14 protein-coding genes are annotated in these 13,085 nt (G+C 71.6%); 10 read left to right on the plus strand and 4 right to left on the minus strand.

Annotation, left to right across the window (positions count from 1 at the left end):
• The first annotated feature begins 63 nt into the window (after positions 1-63).
• From ACFY5C_RS28145 to ACFY5C_RS28175, 7 genes are all read left to right on the plus strand, one after another.
• Positions 64-663, plus strand: coding sequence for a hypothetical protein (locus ACFY5C_RS28145; RefSeq protein ID WP_389448888.1), 600 nt, complete (start codon positions 64-66; stop codon positions 661-663).
• Complete coding sequence (locus ACFY5C_RS28150) at positions 653-1,522, plus strand: class F sortase (RefSeq protein WP_389448890.1); 870 nt, start codon at positions 653-655, stop codon at positions 1,520-1,522. The genes ACFY5C_RS28145 and ACFY5C_RS28150 overlap by 11 nt, the downstream gene beginning before the upstream one ends.
• A gap of 163 nt (positions 1,523-1,685) precedes the next feature.
• Positions 1,686-3,023 (plus strand): ABC transporter ATP-binding protein, encoded by a 1,338-nt coding sequence (locus ACFY5C_RS28155; protein WP_389448893.1) that lies wholly within the window; start codon positions 1,686-1,688, stop codon positions 3,021-3,023.
• 30 nt (positions 3,024-3,053) lie between these two features.
• Entirely contained in the window at positions 3,054-3,506 is a 453-nt protein-coding gene (locus ACFY5C_RS28160) for a DUF3574 domain-containing protein (protein ID WP_389448896.1), read from the plus strand.
• 84 nt (positions 3,507-3,590) lie between these two features.
• Positions 3,591-4,979 carry an aldehyde dehydrogenase family protein gene (locus ACFY5C_RS28165; protein ID WP_389448899.1) on the plus strand — a complete coding sequence of 463 codons (1,389 nt, stop codon included), beginning with the start codon at positions 3,591-3,593 and terminating at the stop codon, positions 4,977-4,979.
• An 11-nt stretch (positions 4,980-4,990) separates the two neighbouring features.
• Positions 4,991-6,070, plus strand: coding sequence for a Zn-dependent alcohol dehydrogenase (locus ACFY5C_RS28170; RefSeq protein ID WP_389448901.1), 1,080 nt, complete (start codon positions 4,991-4,993; stop codon positions 6,068-6,070).
• Between the two features lie 193 nt (positions 6,071-6,263).
• Entirely contained in the window at positions 6,264-7,586 is a 1,323-nt protein-coding gene (locus ACFY5C_RS28175; protein WP_389448904.1) for an MFS transporter, read from the plus strand.
• Here the strand turns inward: ACFY5C_RS28175 and ACFY5C_RS28180 are convergent.
• From ACFY5C_RS28180 to ACFY5C_RS28190, 3 genes are all read right to left on the minus strand, one after another.
• Positions 7,578-8,528 carry a DMT family transporter gene (locus tag ACFY5C_RS28180; RefSeq protein ID WP_389448907.1) on the minus strand — a complete coding sequence of 317 codons (951 nt, stop codon included), beginning with the start codon at positions 8,526-8,528 and terminating at the stop codon, positions 7,578-7,580. The genes ACFY5C_RS28175 and ACFY5C_RS28180 overlap by 9 nt on opposite strands.
• Before the next feature lie 198 nt (positions 8,529-8,726).
• Positions 8,727-9,437, minus strand: a complete 711-nt coding sequence (locus tag ACFY5C_RS28185; RefSeq protein ID WP_389448910.1) for an ArsR/SmtB family transcription factor — start codon at positions 9,435-9,437, stop codon at positions 8,727-8,729.
• Between the two features lie 57 nt (positions 9,438-9,494).
• Positions 9,495-10,136, minus strand: coding sequence for a TetR/AcrR family transcriptional regulator (locus ACFY5C_RS28190; protein WP_389448913.1), 642 nt, complete (start codon positions 10,134-10,136; stop codon positions 9,495-9,497).
• A 104-nt stretch (positions 10,137-10,240) separates the two neighbouring features.
• Between ACFY5C_RS28190 and ACFY5C_RS28195 the strand changes: the two genes are divergently transcribed.
• From ACFY5C_RS28195 to ACFY5C_RS28205, 3 genes are all read left to right on the plus strand, one after another.
• On the plus strand, positions 10,241-11,392 hold the full coding sequence (locus ACFY5C_RS28195; protein ID WP_389448916.1) for an acyl-CoA dehydrogenase family protein: 1,152 nt from the start codon (positions 10,241-10,243) through the stop codon (positions 11,390-11,392).
• Positions 11,393-11,451: 59 nt separating this feature from the next.
• A complete protein-coding gene (locus ACFY5C_RS28200; RefSeq protein ID WP_389448919.1) occupies positions 11,452-11,739 on the plus strand; it encodes a YiaA/YiaB family inner membrane protein in 288 nt (95 codons plus the stop codon).
• Between the two features lie 143 nt (positions 11,740-11,882).
• Positions 11,883-12,506, plus strand: a complete 624-nt coding sequence (locus ACFY5C_RS28205) for a TetR/AcrR family transcriptional regulator (protein WP_389448922.1) — start codon at positions 11,883-11,885, stop codon at positions 12,504-12,506.
• Between the two features lie 24 nt (positions 12,507-12,530).
• Here the strand turns inward: ACFY5C_RS28205 and ACFY5C_RS28210 are convergent, their stop codons facing one another.
• Entirely contained in the window at positions 12,531-12,992 is a 462-nt protein-coding gene (locus tag ACFY5C_RS28210; protein ID WP_389448924.1) for a MaoC family dehydratase, read from the minus strand.
• Positions 12,993-13,085 lie beyond the last annotated feature (93 nt).

Below are 13,085 nucleotides of genomic sequence, written 5' to 3' on the forward strand. Positions count from 1 at the left end.
CATGTGAAAGAGAGTCAGGCAAAGCGCGATTTGTACGACAATCGTCTGACTCGGAGGACTCGCATGCCCACCACGTCTCTTCCACGCCGCGCCGGACTGCGTATCGCCGCCGTCACGGCGCTCACTGCCGCGCTCACACCGCTCTCCGGGGTGCCGACGGCGGGCGCACAGGAGAATGCCACCATCAAGATCCACACGGCGCCGTGGGACGGGGTCGCGCGCACGCCGTACGGAGACGCGATCGACGAGCCGCGGGTCTGCCGGTTCTACCTCGACGCCGTCAACTTCGAAGAGGTGACGACCGCCACCTACCGCATCGCTGCCGAACCCCCGGCCGGCGGAGCTGCCGGGCTCACCGGGACCATCAACCTCGCGAACGGCGCCGGCCACTCCGCGGACCTGACGCTGCCCGACGGGCAGTACCGGCTCTACTGGACGTACCCGGGAGCCACGGCCCCCGAGCGGGAGAAGAGCTTCACTGTCGACTGCCGGTCCTCGATGTCGACGCCCTCGCCCGGCCCGCAGGGCGGTCCGCCCGCCGGGGGTGGCGGCATCGCTCGCGACGAAGCGTTCACCACGGTCGCCGGCGCCGGCGTCGTCGGCCTGGCCGCGGTGGGCGGGGTGATGTGGTTCCGGCTCCGTCGTCGTACGCATGGCGCGTAGGAGGCGACGCAGGCCCTGGTACCGGCGGCGCGCCTACCGTCTGACGAGGACGGCCGTACTGGCCGCCGCGCTGGTGGTGGTCGGCGTCCGGTGCGACCACGAGCGGCCCGGAGTGGATACGGCCGCTCCGGGCTCCCCCGAGGCCTCCGAGGTCCAGTCCGCCGGCACCGGATCAGGTGCCGGCGGGGCGGGCGCCGACTCCCGCCCCGGCCCCACCGACCCGGGCGCCGCCGCGCGCGAGGCGTCGCCCCGGCAGCCCACTCCCTCCGGAACTGAGGCCCCGACCGAAAGCGCGGCCGGCAGTCCCTCCCCGCCACCCCCGAGCCCCGCCGACAAGGAGAAGGCGGCCAAGCGCCCGGCCGCGCCCCGCCCCCTGCCCCGCTCCCGTGCGACCCGCCTCGTCATCCCCTACATCGGCGTCGACGCCACCCTCATCGACCTGCGTCTCGACAGCGAGCGGCGACTGCCCGCACCTCCCGAGGACGAGCCCGAGGTGGCCGGCTGGTACGCCGACGGGCCGTCACCCGGCGAGCAGGGCACCGCCATTGCCGTCGGCCATCTCGACACCAACACCGGCCCCGCCGTCTTCGGCGGACTCGGCGAGCTGAAGCGCGGCAAACGCGTCGAGGTCCGGCGAGCCGACGGGCGGACCGCCGTCTACAAGGTGGACGCCATCAAGTCGTACGAGAAGGACAAGTTCCCCAACCGGGAGGTGTACGGCGTCCGGAGCCGCCCGGAGCTGCGGCTGATCACCTGCGGCGGCAATTACGACCGCCGGACCGGCTATTCGGGCAACGTAGTGGTCTTCGCCCATCTCGCCGCGACCCGTGAGCCGCGGGCGGTGGCCGACAAGCGCTGAATCTGGGCGTCCGCTTTCTCATTTGCCGGACCGCGACGCCCGATTCCGCCCAGTCCCTTCCCCCAGCCGCACACATTCCGTTAACTTCCGTGACTCATACGCCCCGTACGACCCGCACGAGGCGTTCGACCGCGGAGCAAATGAGCCCCCGGGGGCAGCCGTCATGACACGCGCCATATCCCTGCACCACGTGAGCAAGTCGTACACGCGAGGCGTCCGGGTCGTGGACCGGCTCTCGCTGGACATCGAGCCCGGTGAATTCCTCGTCCTCCTCGGGCCCTCCGGCTGCGGCAAGTCCACCGTGCTGCGGATGATCGCCGGGCTGGAGGAGATCGACGACGGCGAGCTGCTGCTGGACGGCGAGTGGTCCAACGACCTGCTGCCCGCCGGCCGGCACATGGCGATGGTCTTCCAGAACTTCGCCCTCTACCCGAGCATGACCGGCCGCGACAACATCGGATTCCCGCTGCGCATCGAGTCGCCCGGCGAGGATCCCCGCGCACGTGTCGATGCCACCGCACGCATGCTGGGCATCGAGGACCTCCTCGAGCGCTTCCCCGCCCAGCTCTCCGGCGGCGAACGCCAGCGCGTCGCCATGGGCAGGGCCATCGCCCGCCACCCCACCGCCTTTCTGATGGACGAGCCGCTGTCCAACCTCGACGCCAAGCTGCGCAATCACCTGCGCGCCGAAATCTCCGCCCTCACCCGGAAGTTGGGCGTCACCACGGTGTACGTCACCCACGACCAGGCGGAGGCGATGTCGCTCGGCGACCGGGTGGCCGTCCTGCGCGGTGGGGTCCTGCAGCAGGTCGGCACCCCGCGTTCGGTGTACGCCCTGCCGCGCAATGTCTTCGTCGCCGCTTTCATCGGCACCCCGCGCATCAACCTGCTGCGCGGCCTCGTACGGGCCCCGCTGGACGGCGCGATGACCATCAGCCTCGGCAAGCAGTACCTCCGGCTGCCCGAACCCCTCTCCCTGGACCACCAGTTGCTCCGTGTCCAGCAGGGCCGCGAGGTGATCGTGGGCCTGCGCTCGGAGGCGGTGCGGATCGCCTCGCCCGCCACCGCCCGCCCCGGCGAGGTGCACATCACCGGCCTGGTCGAGCACGTGGAGTTCCAGGGCCATGAGGTCCTCGTGCACTTCAACACCGGCTCCCAGCCGGCCGTCGTACCGGACCTGGAGGCGCCGCGTCCCGTCGCGCCGGTCCGGCGCCGCCGCCGTGACGCCGGCACAGTGCTGGAGCGGCTCCGCAGCCGTGCGGGCGCGTTGCGTGCCGGGCCGGTGGTGACACTGGAGCATCCGGCCGACGCCACCCCCGACCTGGCGCCGCCCGAGGGCCGTCTCCCCGGCGACCTCATCGTGCGCACCACGCCCGACATCGACCTGCGGCACGGCATGCAGGTCCCGCTCCTCGTCGACATCGCCCACCTGTTCGTGTTCGACCAGCACGGCGACCGCATCTGCCCGGCCCCGGCGCGACTGCCGGATTTGGACGAATGAGACGCCGCGGGCATAGGTAGTCATGGGTGCATGAACGTGCAATTCACCCGAACCAGGACCGCCTTGGCGGTGTCCGGTCTGCTGCTGGCCGTCGGCGCGCCCACCGCGTACGCCACCCTCGACGGCGGAAACGCCGCGGCGCCGTCGCGGGGAGCGCCGTATGTCGAGACGCAACTCTTCTTCGGCACCGCGCGCCCTGACGGGGGCCCGGCCGTCACCGACCGGCAGTTCATGGCGTTCGTCGACCGGGAGGTCACGCCGGACTTCCCGGACGGCCTGACCGTGCAGAGCGGGCACGGGCAGTGGCGGGACGCGGGCGGCGCGATCGAGAAGGAGCGGTCGTACGAACTGATCCTGCTGTATCCGGTGGACCGGGCGACCGTGAACGACGGGAAGATCGAGGAGATCCGCCGGGCCTACGCGAAACAGTTCGGCCAGGAGGCCGTGGCTAGGGTGGACGACAGGGCCAGGGCGGACTTCTGAAGCCGGGGGATGCCTGGCGCCCATAAACTATCGCCGCTAGTTTATGAGTCGCACGACGACACGCCCAGCCCGGGAGGACGCACCATGAAGGCGCACGACGGCATGTACATCGACGGCGAGTGGCGCCCTGCCACGGGCCCGGACACCATCGACGTCGTGAACCCGGCCGACGAGCAGGTCATCGGCCGGGTGCCAGCCGGAACGGCCGCCGACGTCGACACCGCCGTACGGGCCGCCCGTGCCGCCCTCCCGGCCTGGGCCGCCACTGCGCCCGCGGAACGGGCCGCCCGGCTGACCGCTCTCCGGGACGCCCTGGAGGCCCGCAAGGACGAGATCGCCGAGACGGTCACCGCGGAGCTCGGCTCGCCTCTGAAGCTCTCGCAGTCAGTGCACGCGGGCCTGCCGATCGCGGTCGCGGGCGGCTACGCCGAGCTCGCGGCGACGTACGCCTTCGAGGAGAAGGTCGGCAACTCCACCGTCCACCACGAGCCCATCGGCGTGGTCGGTGCGATCACGCCCTGGAACTACCCGCTCCACCAGATCGTCGCCAAGGTCGCCCCGGCGCTGGCCGCCGGCTGCACGGTCGTGCTGAAGCCCGCCGAGGACACCCCGCTGGTCGCCCAGCTCTTCGCCGAGGCGGTGCACGAGGCCGGCGTCCCCGCGGGCGTCTTCAACCTGGTCACCGGCCTCGGTCCGGTCGCGGGCCAGGCGCTCGCCGAGCACCCGGGCGTCGACCTGGTCTCCTTCACCGGCTCCACGGCCGTCGGCCGGCAGATCGCCGCGGTCGCCGGCGCGGCGATCAAGAAGGTCGCCCTGGAGCTCGGCGGCAAGTCCGCCAACGTCATCCTGCCGAGCGCCGACCTGGCCAAGGCGGTCAACGTCGGCGTCGCCAACGTCATGTCCAACTCCGGGCAGACGTGCAGCGCCTGGACGCGGATGCTGGTGCACCGGGACCAGTACGACGAGGCCGTCGAGCTGGCCACGGCCGCCGCCGCGAAGTACGGCGAGCGGATCGGCCCGGTGGTGAACGCCAAGCAGCAGGAGCGGGTGCGCGGCTACATCGAGAAGGGTGTGGCGGAGGGTGCGCGGCTGGTTGCCGGAGGCCCCGAATCCCCGCGTGAACAGGGCTACTTCGTCTCCCCGACCGTCTTCGCCGACGTGACCCCGCAGATGACGATCGCCCAGGAGGAGATCTTCGGCCCGGTCCTGTCCGTCCTTCGCTACGAGGACGAGGAGGACGCCCTGCGCATCGCCAACGGCACGGTCTACGGCCTGGCCGGGGCGGTCTGGGCGGGCGACGAGGCCGAGGCGGTCGCCTTCGCCCGCCGTATGGACACCGGGCAGGTCGACATCAACGGCGGCCGCTTCAACCCCCTCGCCCCCTTCGGCGGCTACAAGCAGTCCGGCGTCGGCCGCGAGCTCGGCTCGCACGGCCTCGCCGAGTACCTTCAGACCAAGTCCCTGCAGTTCTGAGGAGCGTTCACGTGGTACGCGCAGCCGTCCTGCCCGAAGTGGGCGCCCCGCTCGAGATCACGGACATCGAGCTTCCCGAGCCCGGCCCCGGCCAGGTCCGCGTCCGTCTCGCCGCCGCCGGGGTGTGCCACTCCGACCTCTCCCTGTCCAACGGCACCATGCGGGTGCCGGTCCCCGCCGTCCTCGGCCACGAGGGCGCCGGCACGGTCGTCGCCGTCGGCGAGGGCGTCACCCATGTCGCGCCCGGCGCCGAGGTCGTCCTCAACTGGGCTCCGTCCTGCGGCAGTTGCCACGCCTGCTCGCTCGGCGAGGTCTGGCTGTGCGCCAACGCCCTCAACGGCGCCGCCGACGTGTACGCCCGCACCGCGGACGGCACCGACCTCCACCCCGGTCTGAACGTCGCCGCGTTCGCGCAGGAGACGGTCGTCTCGGCGGGCTGCGTCCTGCCGCTCCCGGCCGGCATCCCCCTCACCGACGCCGCCCTCCTCGGCTGCGCGGTCCTCACCGGCTACGGCGCCGTCCACCACTCGGCGCGGGTCCAGCCCGGCGAGACGGTGGCGGTGTACGGAGTCGGGGGAGTGGGGCTTGCGGCACTGCAGGCGGCCCGCATCGCGGGTGCCGGGCGCATCGTCGCGGTCGACGTCTCCCCGGCGAAGGAGGAACTGGCGCGCGCGGCCGGAGCCACCGACTACGTGGTCGCCTCCGAGAACACCGCCCGCGAGATCCGGGGGCTGACGGACAAGCAGGGCGTGGACGTGGCCGTCGAGTGCGTGGGCCGCGCGGCCACGATCCGCACGGCCTGGGACTCCACCCGCCGCGGCGGCCGCACCACGGTCGTCGGCATCGGCGGCAAGGACCAGCAGGTCACCTTCAACGCCCTGGAGATCTTCCACTGGGGCCGCACCCTGTCCGGCTGCGTCTACGGCAACTCCGACCCGGCGCGGGACGTGCCGGTGCTCGCCGAGCACGTGCGCGCGGGCCGCCTGGACCTGGGCGCGCTCGTCACGGAACGGATCGGCCTGGAAGGCATCCCGGCGGCCTTCGAGAACATGCTCGCGGGGAAGGGCGGCAGGGCACTGGTGATGTTCTAGCCCTGCTTTCCGCACGCCCCGGTCTTCGTGCGAGGCCGGGGCCGCAGGCGTGCCCGGAGGCCGCTCTGTGTGCCATGTGCAGGTAAAAACTCCTGCTGTACGACCGTTGACGTACATACCGTCCGGTCAGTACGTTCCCCGGAACCTGAGCCACCCCCCGTTCCGTCCCCAGCACCCATCGGAGTGTGCACGCATGGACACGGCACCTTCCGCCCAGCCGCTCACCCCTACCGCGCCCGCCGTCGGCAACCGCCGCCGCGTCGCCACCGCTGCCGCTCTCGCGTCAGCCGTGGAGTGGTACGACTACTTCGTCTTCGGCATCGCCGCCGCTCTCGTTCTCGGCGATCTGTACTTCCCGGCCGGCAACGCCACCGCCGGAGTGCTCGCGTCCTTCGCGACCTTCGCCGTCGGCTTCCTGGCCCGGCCCATCGGCGGCATCGTCGCGGGCCAGCTGGGCGACAAGCGCGGCCGCAAGCCGATGCTGGTCCTCGCGCTCACCCTGATGGGCCTCGCCACCACCGGCATCGGCCTGCTCCCCACCTACGACACGATCGGCGTCGCCGCCCCGATCCTGCTGGTCCTCTTCCGCGTGCTGCAGGGCATCGCCGTCGGCGCCCAGTGGGGCGGCGCGATGCTGATGGCCACCGAGTACGCCCCCGAGGGCAAGCGCGGCATCTACGGCAGCTTCGTCCAGCTCGGCGTCCCCATCGGCGTCGTGACCGCCAACACGGTGTTCCTGCTGGCCGGAGCGTTCACCACCGACGCGGAGTTCGCGGCCTGGGCCTGGCGGGTGCCGTTCCTCGTCGGCCTGTTCGTCCTCGTGCTCGCCTGGTACATCCACACGCGCGTCGAGGAGACCCCCGAATTCCGGGACGCGGAGAAGAAGCTGGCCGAGAAGGAGAAGGGCGAGCAGTCCTCTCCGTTGCGTACGATCCTGCGCGACCACCTCGGTACGGTGCTCCTCGCCGGAGGCTCCTTCGCCGTGAACACGGCGACCTTCTACATCATCATCACCGGCGTGCTCGACTACACGACCCGCGAACTCGGTATGAAGAAGAGCGCCGTCCTCACCGTCTCGCTCTGCATCAGCCTCACCCAGCTGGTGCTGATCCCGGCCGCCGCCGCGCTCTCCGACAAGTTCGGCCGCATCCGTATCTACGCGATCGGCGCGGCCGGTATCGCGCTGTGGGCCATACCGCTGTTCCTGCTGATCGACACCGGCTCACTGCTGTGGCTGGCCGTCGGCACGTTCGTCGCCAGCTGTTTCCTCAGCATCATGTACGGCCCCCAGGCGGCCCTGTTCGCCGAGCTGTTCACGCCCGAGATGCGCTACACGGGCGCCTCCCTCGGCTACCAGATCGCAGCCGTGCTCGGCGGCGGGCTCGCGCCCTTCATCATGGTGCTGCTGCTGGAGGCCACGGGCACCTCGATGGCGGTCTCGGGTTACATCATCTTCCTCTCGGTGATCGCTTTGGTGTCCATCAAGGTCCTTGCGGACAGGGCGCGTTCACGCTGACTCCCGGGTCTGCTCGGGTCGCGGCGATGCTGCCACGACCCGAGCGGCCCGCTTGCGGGACCGGGACACCGCGACACCCGCCAGGCACAGCACCCCGCCCGCCAGCGTGAGCAGACCCGGCACCTCGCCCAGCGTCAGCCAGGACATCAGCACGACCAGCGCGGGCACGGCGTACGTGGTCGCGCCCATGCGGCTGGCGGTCGTACGGGCCAGGGCGTACGCCCATGTCGTGAAGGCGAGCGCCAGCGAGAAGACGCCCAGGTACACCATGTTGAGCGTCGCCGACAGGGAGGCATCGGCCGCGTCGGCGACGAGCTGCCCGCTGAAGGGCAGGCACAGGACCGCGCCGACCAGGCACCCGAACGTCGTCACCTGGAGCGCGCTCGCATGGCCGAGCGCCGGCTTCTGCGCCACGGCTCCGCCCGCGTACCCGAGCGCGGCGAGCAGGCACAGCACCACGCCGAGCACCGAGGAACCGCCTCCGCCCGACATCGACAGCCCCACGGTCACCGCACCGGCGAACGACACCGCCATCCCGGCCAGCAGCCGCGGCGGCATGGGATCACCGAGCAGCCGCGCGCCGAGCAGGGCGATCAGGATGGGCCCCACATTCACGACGAGAGCGGCCGTACCGGCGTCCACCTGCTGCTCGCCCCAGTTCAGGGCGACGCTGTAGAAGCCGAACCAGAGCAGCCCCGATATCGCGATCCCGGGCCAGGCCGCCCGAGGGGGCAGCCCCTCGCGCCGGACGAGACAGACGACCCCGAGCACCAGGGCACCGACGAGCAGCCGCCCCAGCGCCAGCGCGCCCGGCGAGTACTCCTCACCCGCGCTGCGGATGGAGACGAAGGCCGAGGCCCACAGCACGACGGTCACGGTGGCCGCACCGGCAGCGAGGAGCTCGGGACGGCGGACGGGGCGGGCGGAGGAGGTGCTCATCATGCTCCCGAGGCTAGGAGGAAGGGAGGGCGAGGGCTCGCGGATTTCGGACGTGGCGATGGGGGGCGGGGGCGGCGTGGGGGCGGCGCCCGGCAATCCGGCGTCCGCTCAACCCACCAAGGGGCGCGGGGAACTGCGCGACCAGCCCCCACGCGCCCGCACCCGGCACACGACGCAGCACACCACCCCGCGGCGCCCGCCTCACCGCAACGCCCCCGCATCCACACCGAGCAGCTCCCCCAACGCCCGCTCACCCGACGGAGTCACCTTCACGGCCCGCTCCGACCCGATCCGCACACACCACCCCACCTCCAGCGCGTGCCGGCACAGAGCGGCGCCGGCGACCCCGGCCAGATGAGGGCGGCGTTCGGTCCAGTCGAGGCAGGCGCGGGCCAGCGGGCGGCGGCCGGTGCGCTCGAGGCGGATGCCGGCCGAGTCGAACCAGCCGAGGCCGGCGTCGGTCAGCGCGAACCCGGTGTCCTGCCGCAGCAGCCCGCGCGAGGTCAGCGCGTCGGTGACGGCGATGCCGAGCCGCCCCGCGAGATGGTCGTAGCAGGTGCGGCCGCGGGCCATGGCCGAGCCCGCGCTGGACTCCCGCAGGTTCCGGGGCCGACGGTCCGTCCCCGGTCCGACCTGCGCGGCCAGGTCCTCCACCAGCTGGGCGACCCGCGCGTCGGCCAGCCGCACGTACCGGTGCCGCCCCTGCCGTTCCTCGGCCAGCAGTCCGCCCGCGACGAGCTTGCCCAGATGCTCGCTCAGTGTCGACGCGGCGACCCCGGCGTGCCGGGCCAGCTCACCGGCGGTCCACGCCCGCCCGTCGAGCAGCGCCAGCAGACAGGCTGCCCGCGTCTCGTCGGCGATGAGTCCGGCGAGGCGGGCCAGCTGCGGTGCCTGGGGGTCCCTGGTGGTCATGGGTCCCAGCATGCGACATGGACACTTCGGCGGGCACCGAAGTATGAGCAGGGGTGCCTATGTGGCCCGTCCGACCTGCTCGTACTGCCGCGCGAGGCCGTCCAGCAGCGCGGTCAGGCCGGTGTCGAAGGCGCGCTCGTCGATCTTCTCCTGCAGCTCGGCGAGGAGATGGGCCTGCCCGAGGTGGGGGTAGTCGGCGGGGTCGTAGGCGCTCGCGTCGTCCACGAAACCCCCGGCGAACGAGCCGAGCGCCGAGCCCATGATGAAGTACCGCATCAGCGCACCGATGGACGTGGCCTGCGCCGGAGGCCAGCCCGCGTCGACCATCGCGCCGTAGACGGCGTCGGCGAGCCGCAGCGCGGCCGGGCGGCGTCCGGGGCCGCGGGCGAGGACCGGGACGATGTTCGGGTGGTCGCGCAGGGCGGCCCGGTAGGAGACGGCCCAGTCGTGCAGCGCGGTGCGCCAGTCCCGGCCGTCCTCGAACATCGACAGATCGACCAGTGCGCTGACCGAGTCGGCGACCGCCTCGAGGATCTCGTCCTTCGTACGGAAGTGGTTGTAGAGCGACGGCCCGCTGACGCCCAGCTCGGCCGCGAGCCGACGCGTGGAGACGGCCGCGAGGCCCTCCGCGTCCACGAGTTCGCGAGCCGTCGCGACGATCCGGTCGTAGCTGAGGAGGGGCTTGCGCGGTCGGGCCATGGCGCACATAGTAGGGCTGCCAGACAGAAACTAGCAGTGCTAATTTAAATGTACGGCTTTCAATGTACGGCCGTCGAAGTCCGTTCTCTGTGGGGTGACTCGGCATGAATCTGGAGCTCAGCGACGAGCAGACCGCCGTCCGGCAACTCGCCCGCGACTTCGTGGACCGCGAAATCGCCCCGCACGTCATCGCGTGGGACCGGGCCGAGGAGGTGGACCGCGCAGTCGTCAAGAAGCTCGGCGAGGTCGGCTTCCTGGGCCTGACGATCGACGAGGAGTACGGCGGCTCGGGCGGCGACCACCTGGCGTACTGCCTGGTCACGGAGGAACTGGGCCGGGGCGACTCCTCGGTGCGCGGGATCGTGTCGGTCTCCCTCGGCCTGGTCGCCAAGACCATCGCCGCATGGGGGAGCGAGGAGCACAAGCGCCGCTGGCTGCCCGGGCTCACCTCCGGTGAGCAGGTCGGCTGCTTCGGTCTCACCGAGCCGGGTACCGGCTCCGACGCCGGCAACCTCGCGACGCGGGCGGTCCGCGACGGCGACGACTACGTCATCAACGGCACCAAGATGTTCATCACGAACGGTACTTGGGCCGACGTCGTCCTGCTCTTCGCACGCTCCACGGACGCACCCGGCCACAAGGGCGTCTCCGCCTTCCTGGTCCCCACCGACACGCCCGGCCTGACCCGCCGCACCATCCACGGCAAGCTCGGCCTGCGCGGTCAGGCCACCGCCGAGCTGGTCCTCGAGGACGTACGGGTGCCCGCGGCGGCCATGCTGGGGGAGGAGGGCAAGGGCTTCTCGGTCGCGATGTCGGCGCTGGCCAAGGGGCGGATGTCGGTCGCGGCGGGGTGCGTGGGCATAGCCCAGGCCGCCCTGGACGCGGCGGTCCGGTACGCCGGGGAGCGCGAGCAGTTCGGCAAGTCCATCGCCCAGCACCAACTGGTCCAGGAGCTGATCAGCGACATCGCCGTCGACGTGGACGCGGCGCGGCTGCTGACCTGGCGGGTCGCCGACCTTGTCGACCGCGGGCTGCCCTTCGCCGTCGAGTCCTCCAAGGCCAAGCTGTTCGCGTCGGAGGCCGCCGTCCGCGCCGCCAACAACGCCCTCCAGGTCTTCGGCGGCTACGGCTACGTCGACGAGTACCCGGCGGGCAAGCTGCTGCGCGACGCCCGCGTGATGACCCTGTACGAGGGCACGAGTCAGATCCAGAAGCTGGTCATCGGGCGGGCGCTGACCGGGGTTTCGGCGTTCTGAGTACGCGGCTGAGTAGTTCAGCGGATGTGGCGCGGCGCGCGTTCGCCGACCCTTGGCCCATGAGTGACACACCGGTCAAGCAGCAGAGTACGGCCGCCTTCTACGGTCAGGCCGTCGCGTCCTTCGCGGTCGCCATGGCCGCCACCGGCATCGGCATCTACCAGCTGAGCGCCGACGCCTGGGTGCGTGGATTCCTCGCGATCGCGGTTCTGTACCTGGTGACCTCGGCGTTCACGCTCGCCAAGGTCATCCGGGACCGTCAGGAGGCCGGGCAGATCGTCAGCAGGGTCGACCAGGCCCGGCTGGAGAAGCTGCTCGCCGATCACGACCCCTTCGAGAAGATCTGAGCCACGATTGCGGGACCGGCTGGTGTCCGGCTCGGTGCGGCTCGGGTCCGGCTCGTTCAGGCCCCTCACGGCCGACTCGCTAAGCGCTCGCTCAGTATCGGCGGTATGGTGGTGGCTCTGTCAGCGAGAGGGGCGAGTGAGCGATGAGTACGGCGGAGGACACGGCCGACGGCGAGACGTCGGCGTGGGGTGAGGTCACGCCCGACGCGGCCCGGCGGCTGCTGATCGCCGCCGTGGAGGCCTTCGCCGAGCGCGGCTACCACGCCACCACGACCCGTGACATCGCGAGCCGTGCCGGCATGAGCCCGGCCGCGCTCTACATCCACTACAAGACCAAGGAAGAGCTGCTCCACCGCATCAGCAGGATCGGCCACGAGAAGGCGCTGGAGATCCTGCAGACGGCGGCCCGCCGGGATGGCACGCCGAACGAGCGGCTCGCCGACGCGGTCAGCTCCTTCGTCCGCTGGCACGCCGGGGGACGTACGACCGCGCGGGTCGTGCAGTACGAGCTGGACTCGCTCGGCCCGGACGCCCGCGACGAGATCCTCGCGCTGCGCCGGCAGTGCGACGCCGAGGTCCGCGGGATCATCGAGGACGGCGTGGCCGCCGGTGCCTTCGACGTGCTGGACGTGAAGGGCACGACCCTCGCCGTCCTCTCGCTGTGCATCGACGTGGCCCGCTGGTTCAACGTCGACGGCCCGTGGACGCCCGACGAGGTCGGCGCGCTGTACGCCGACCTCGTGCTGCGGATGGTGGGCGCGAAGTAGCCCGCGCTCAGCTGTGCGCGCGGCTCAGAAGTAGTAGCGGGAGACGGACTCGGCGACGCACACCGGCTTGTCCCCGCCCTCGCGCTCCACGGTGAACGCGACGGTCACCTGGACACCGCCGGTGACGTCGTCGACGCCGGTGATGGTGGCGGTGGCGCGCAGCCGGGAGCCGACCGGCACCGGGGCGGGGAAGCGGACCTTGTTCGTCCCGTAGTTGACGCCCATCTTCACGCCCTCGACCGCGATGAGCTGAGGTCCGAAAAGCGGGAGCAGGGACAGGGTGAGGTACCCGTGGGCGATGGTGGTCCCGAAGGGCCCCGCGGCGGCCTTCTCCGGATCGACATGGATCCACTGGTGGTCGCCGGTCGCCTCCGCGAACAGGTCGATCCGCTTCTGGTCGACCTCAGCCCAGTCGGTGTAGCCCAGCTGCTCACCCACTGCCGCCTTCAGGTCGTCGGCGCCCGTGAAGATCCTCGGCTCTGCCATGTCCCGGCCTCTCGTCGCGTGTCTCAAGTCCATGCCTAAGCAACTGCTTAGCATGCTAGCCCGTGAAGCCCCTGTCAACGGACCGGGGCCGTG

Origin of the sequence: Streptomyces sp. NPDC012935 (assembly GCF_042900345.1) — a bacterium.
GTDB lineage: Bacteria > Actinomycetota > Actinomycetes > Streptomycetales > Streptomycetaceae > Streptomyces.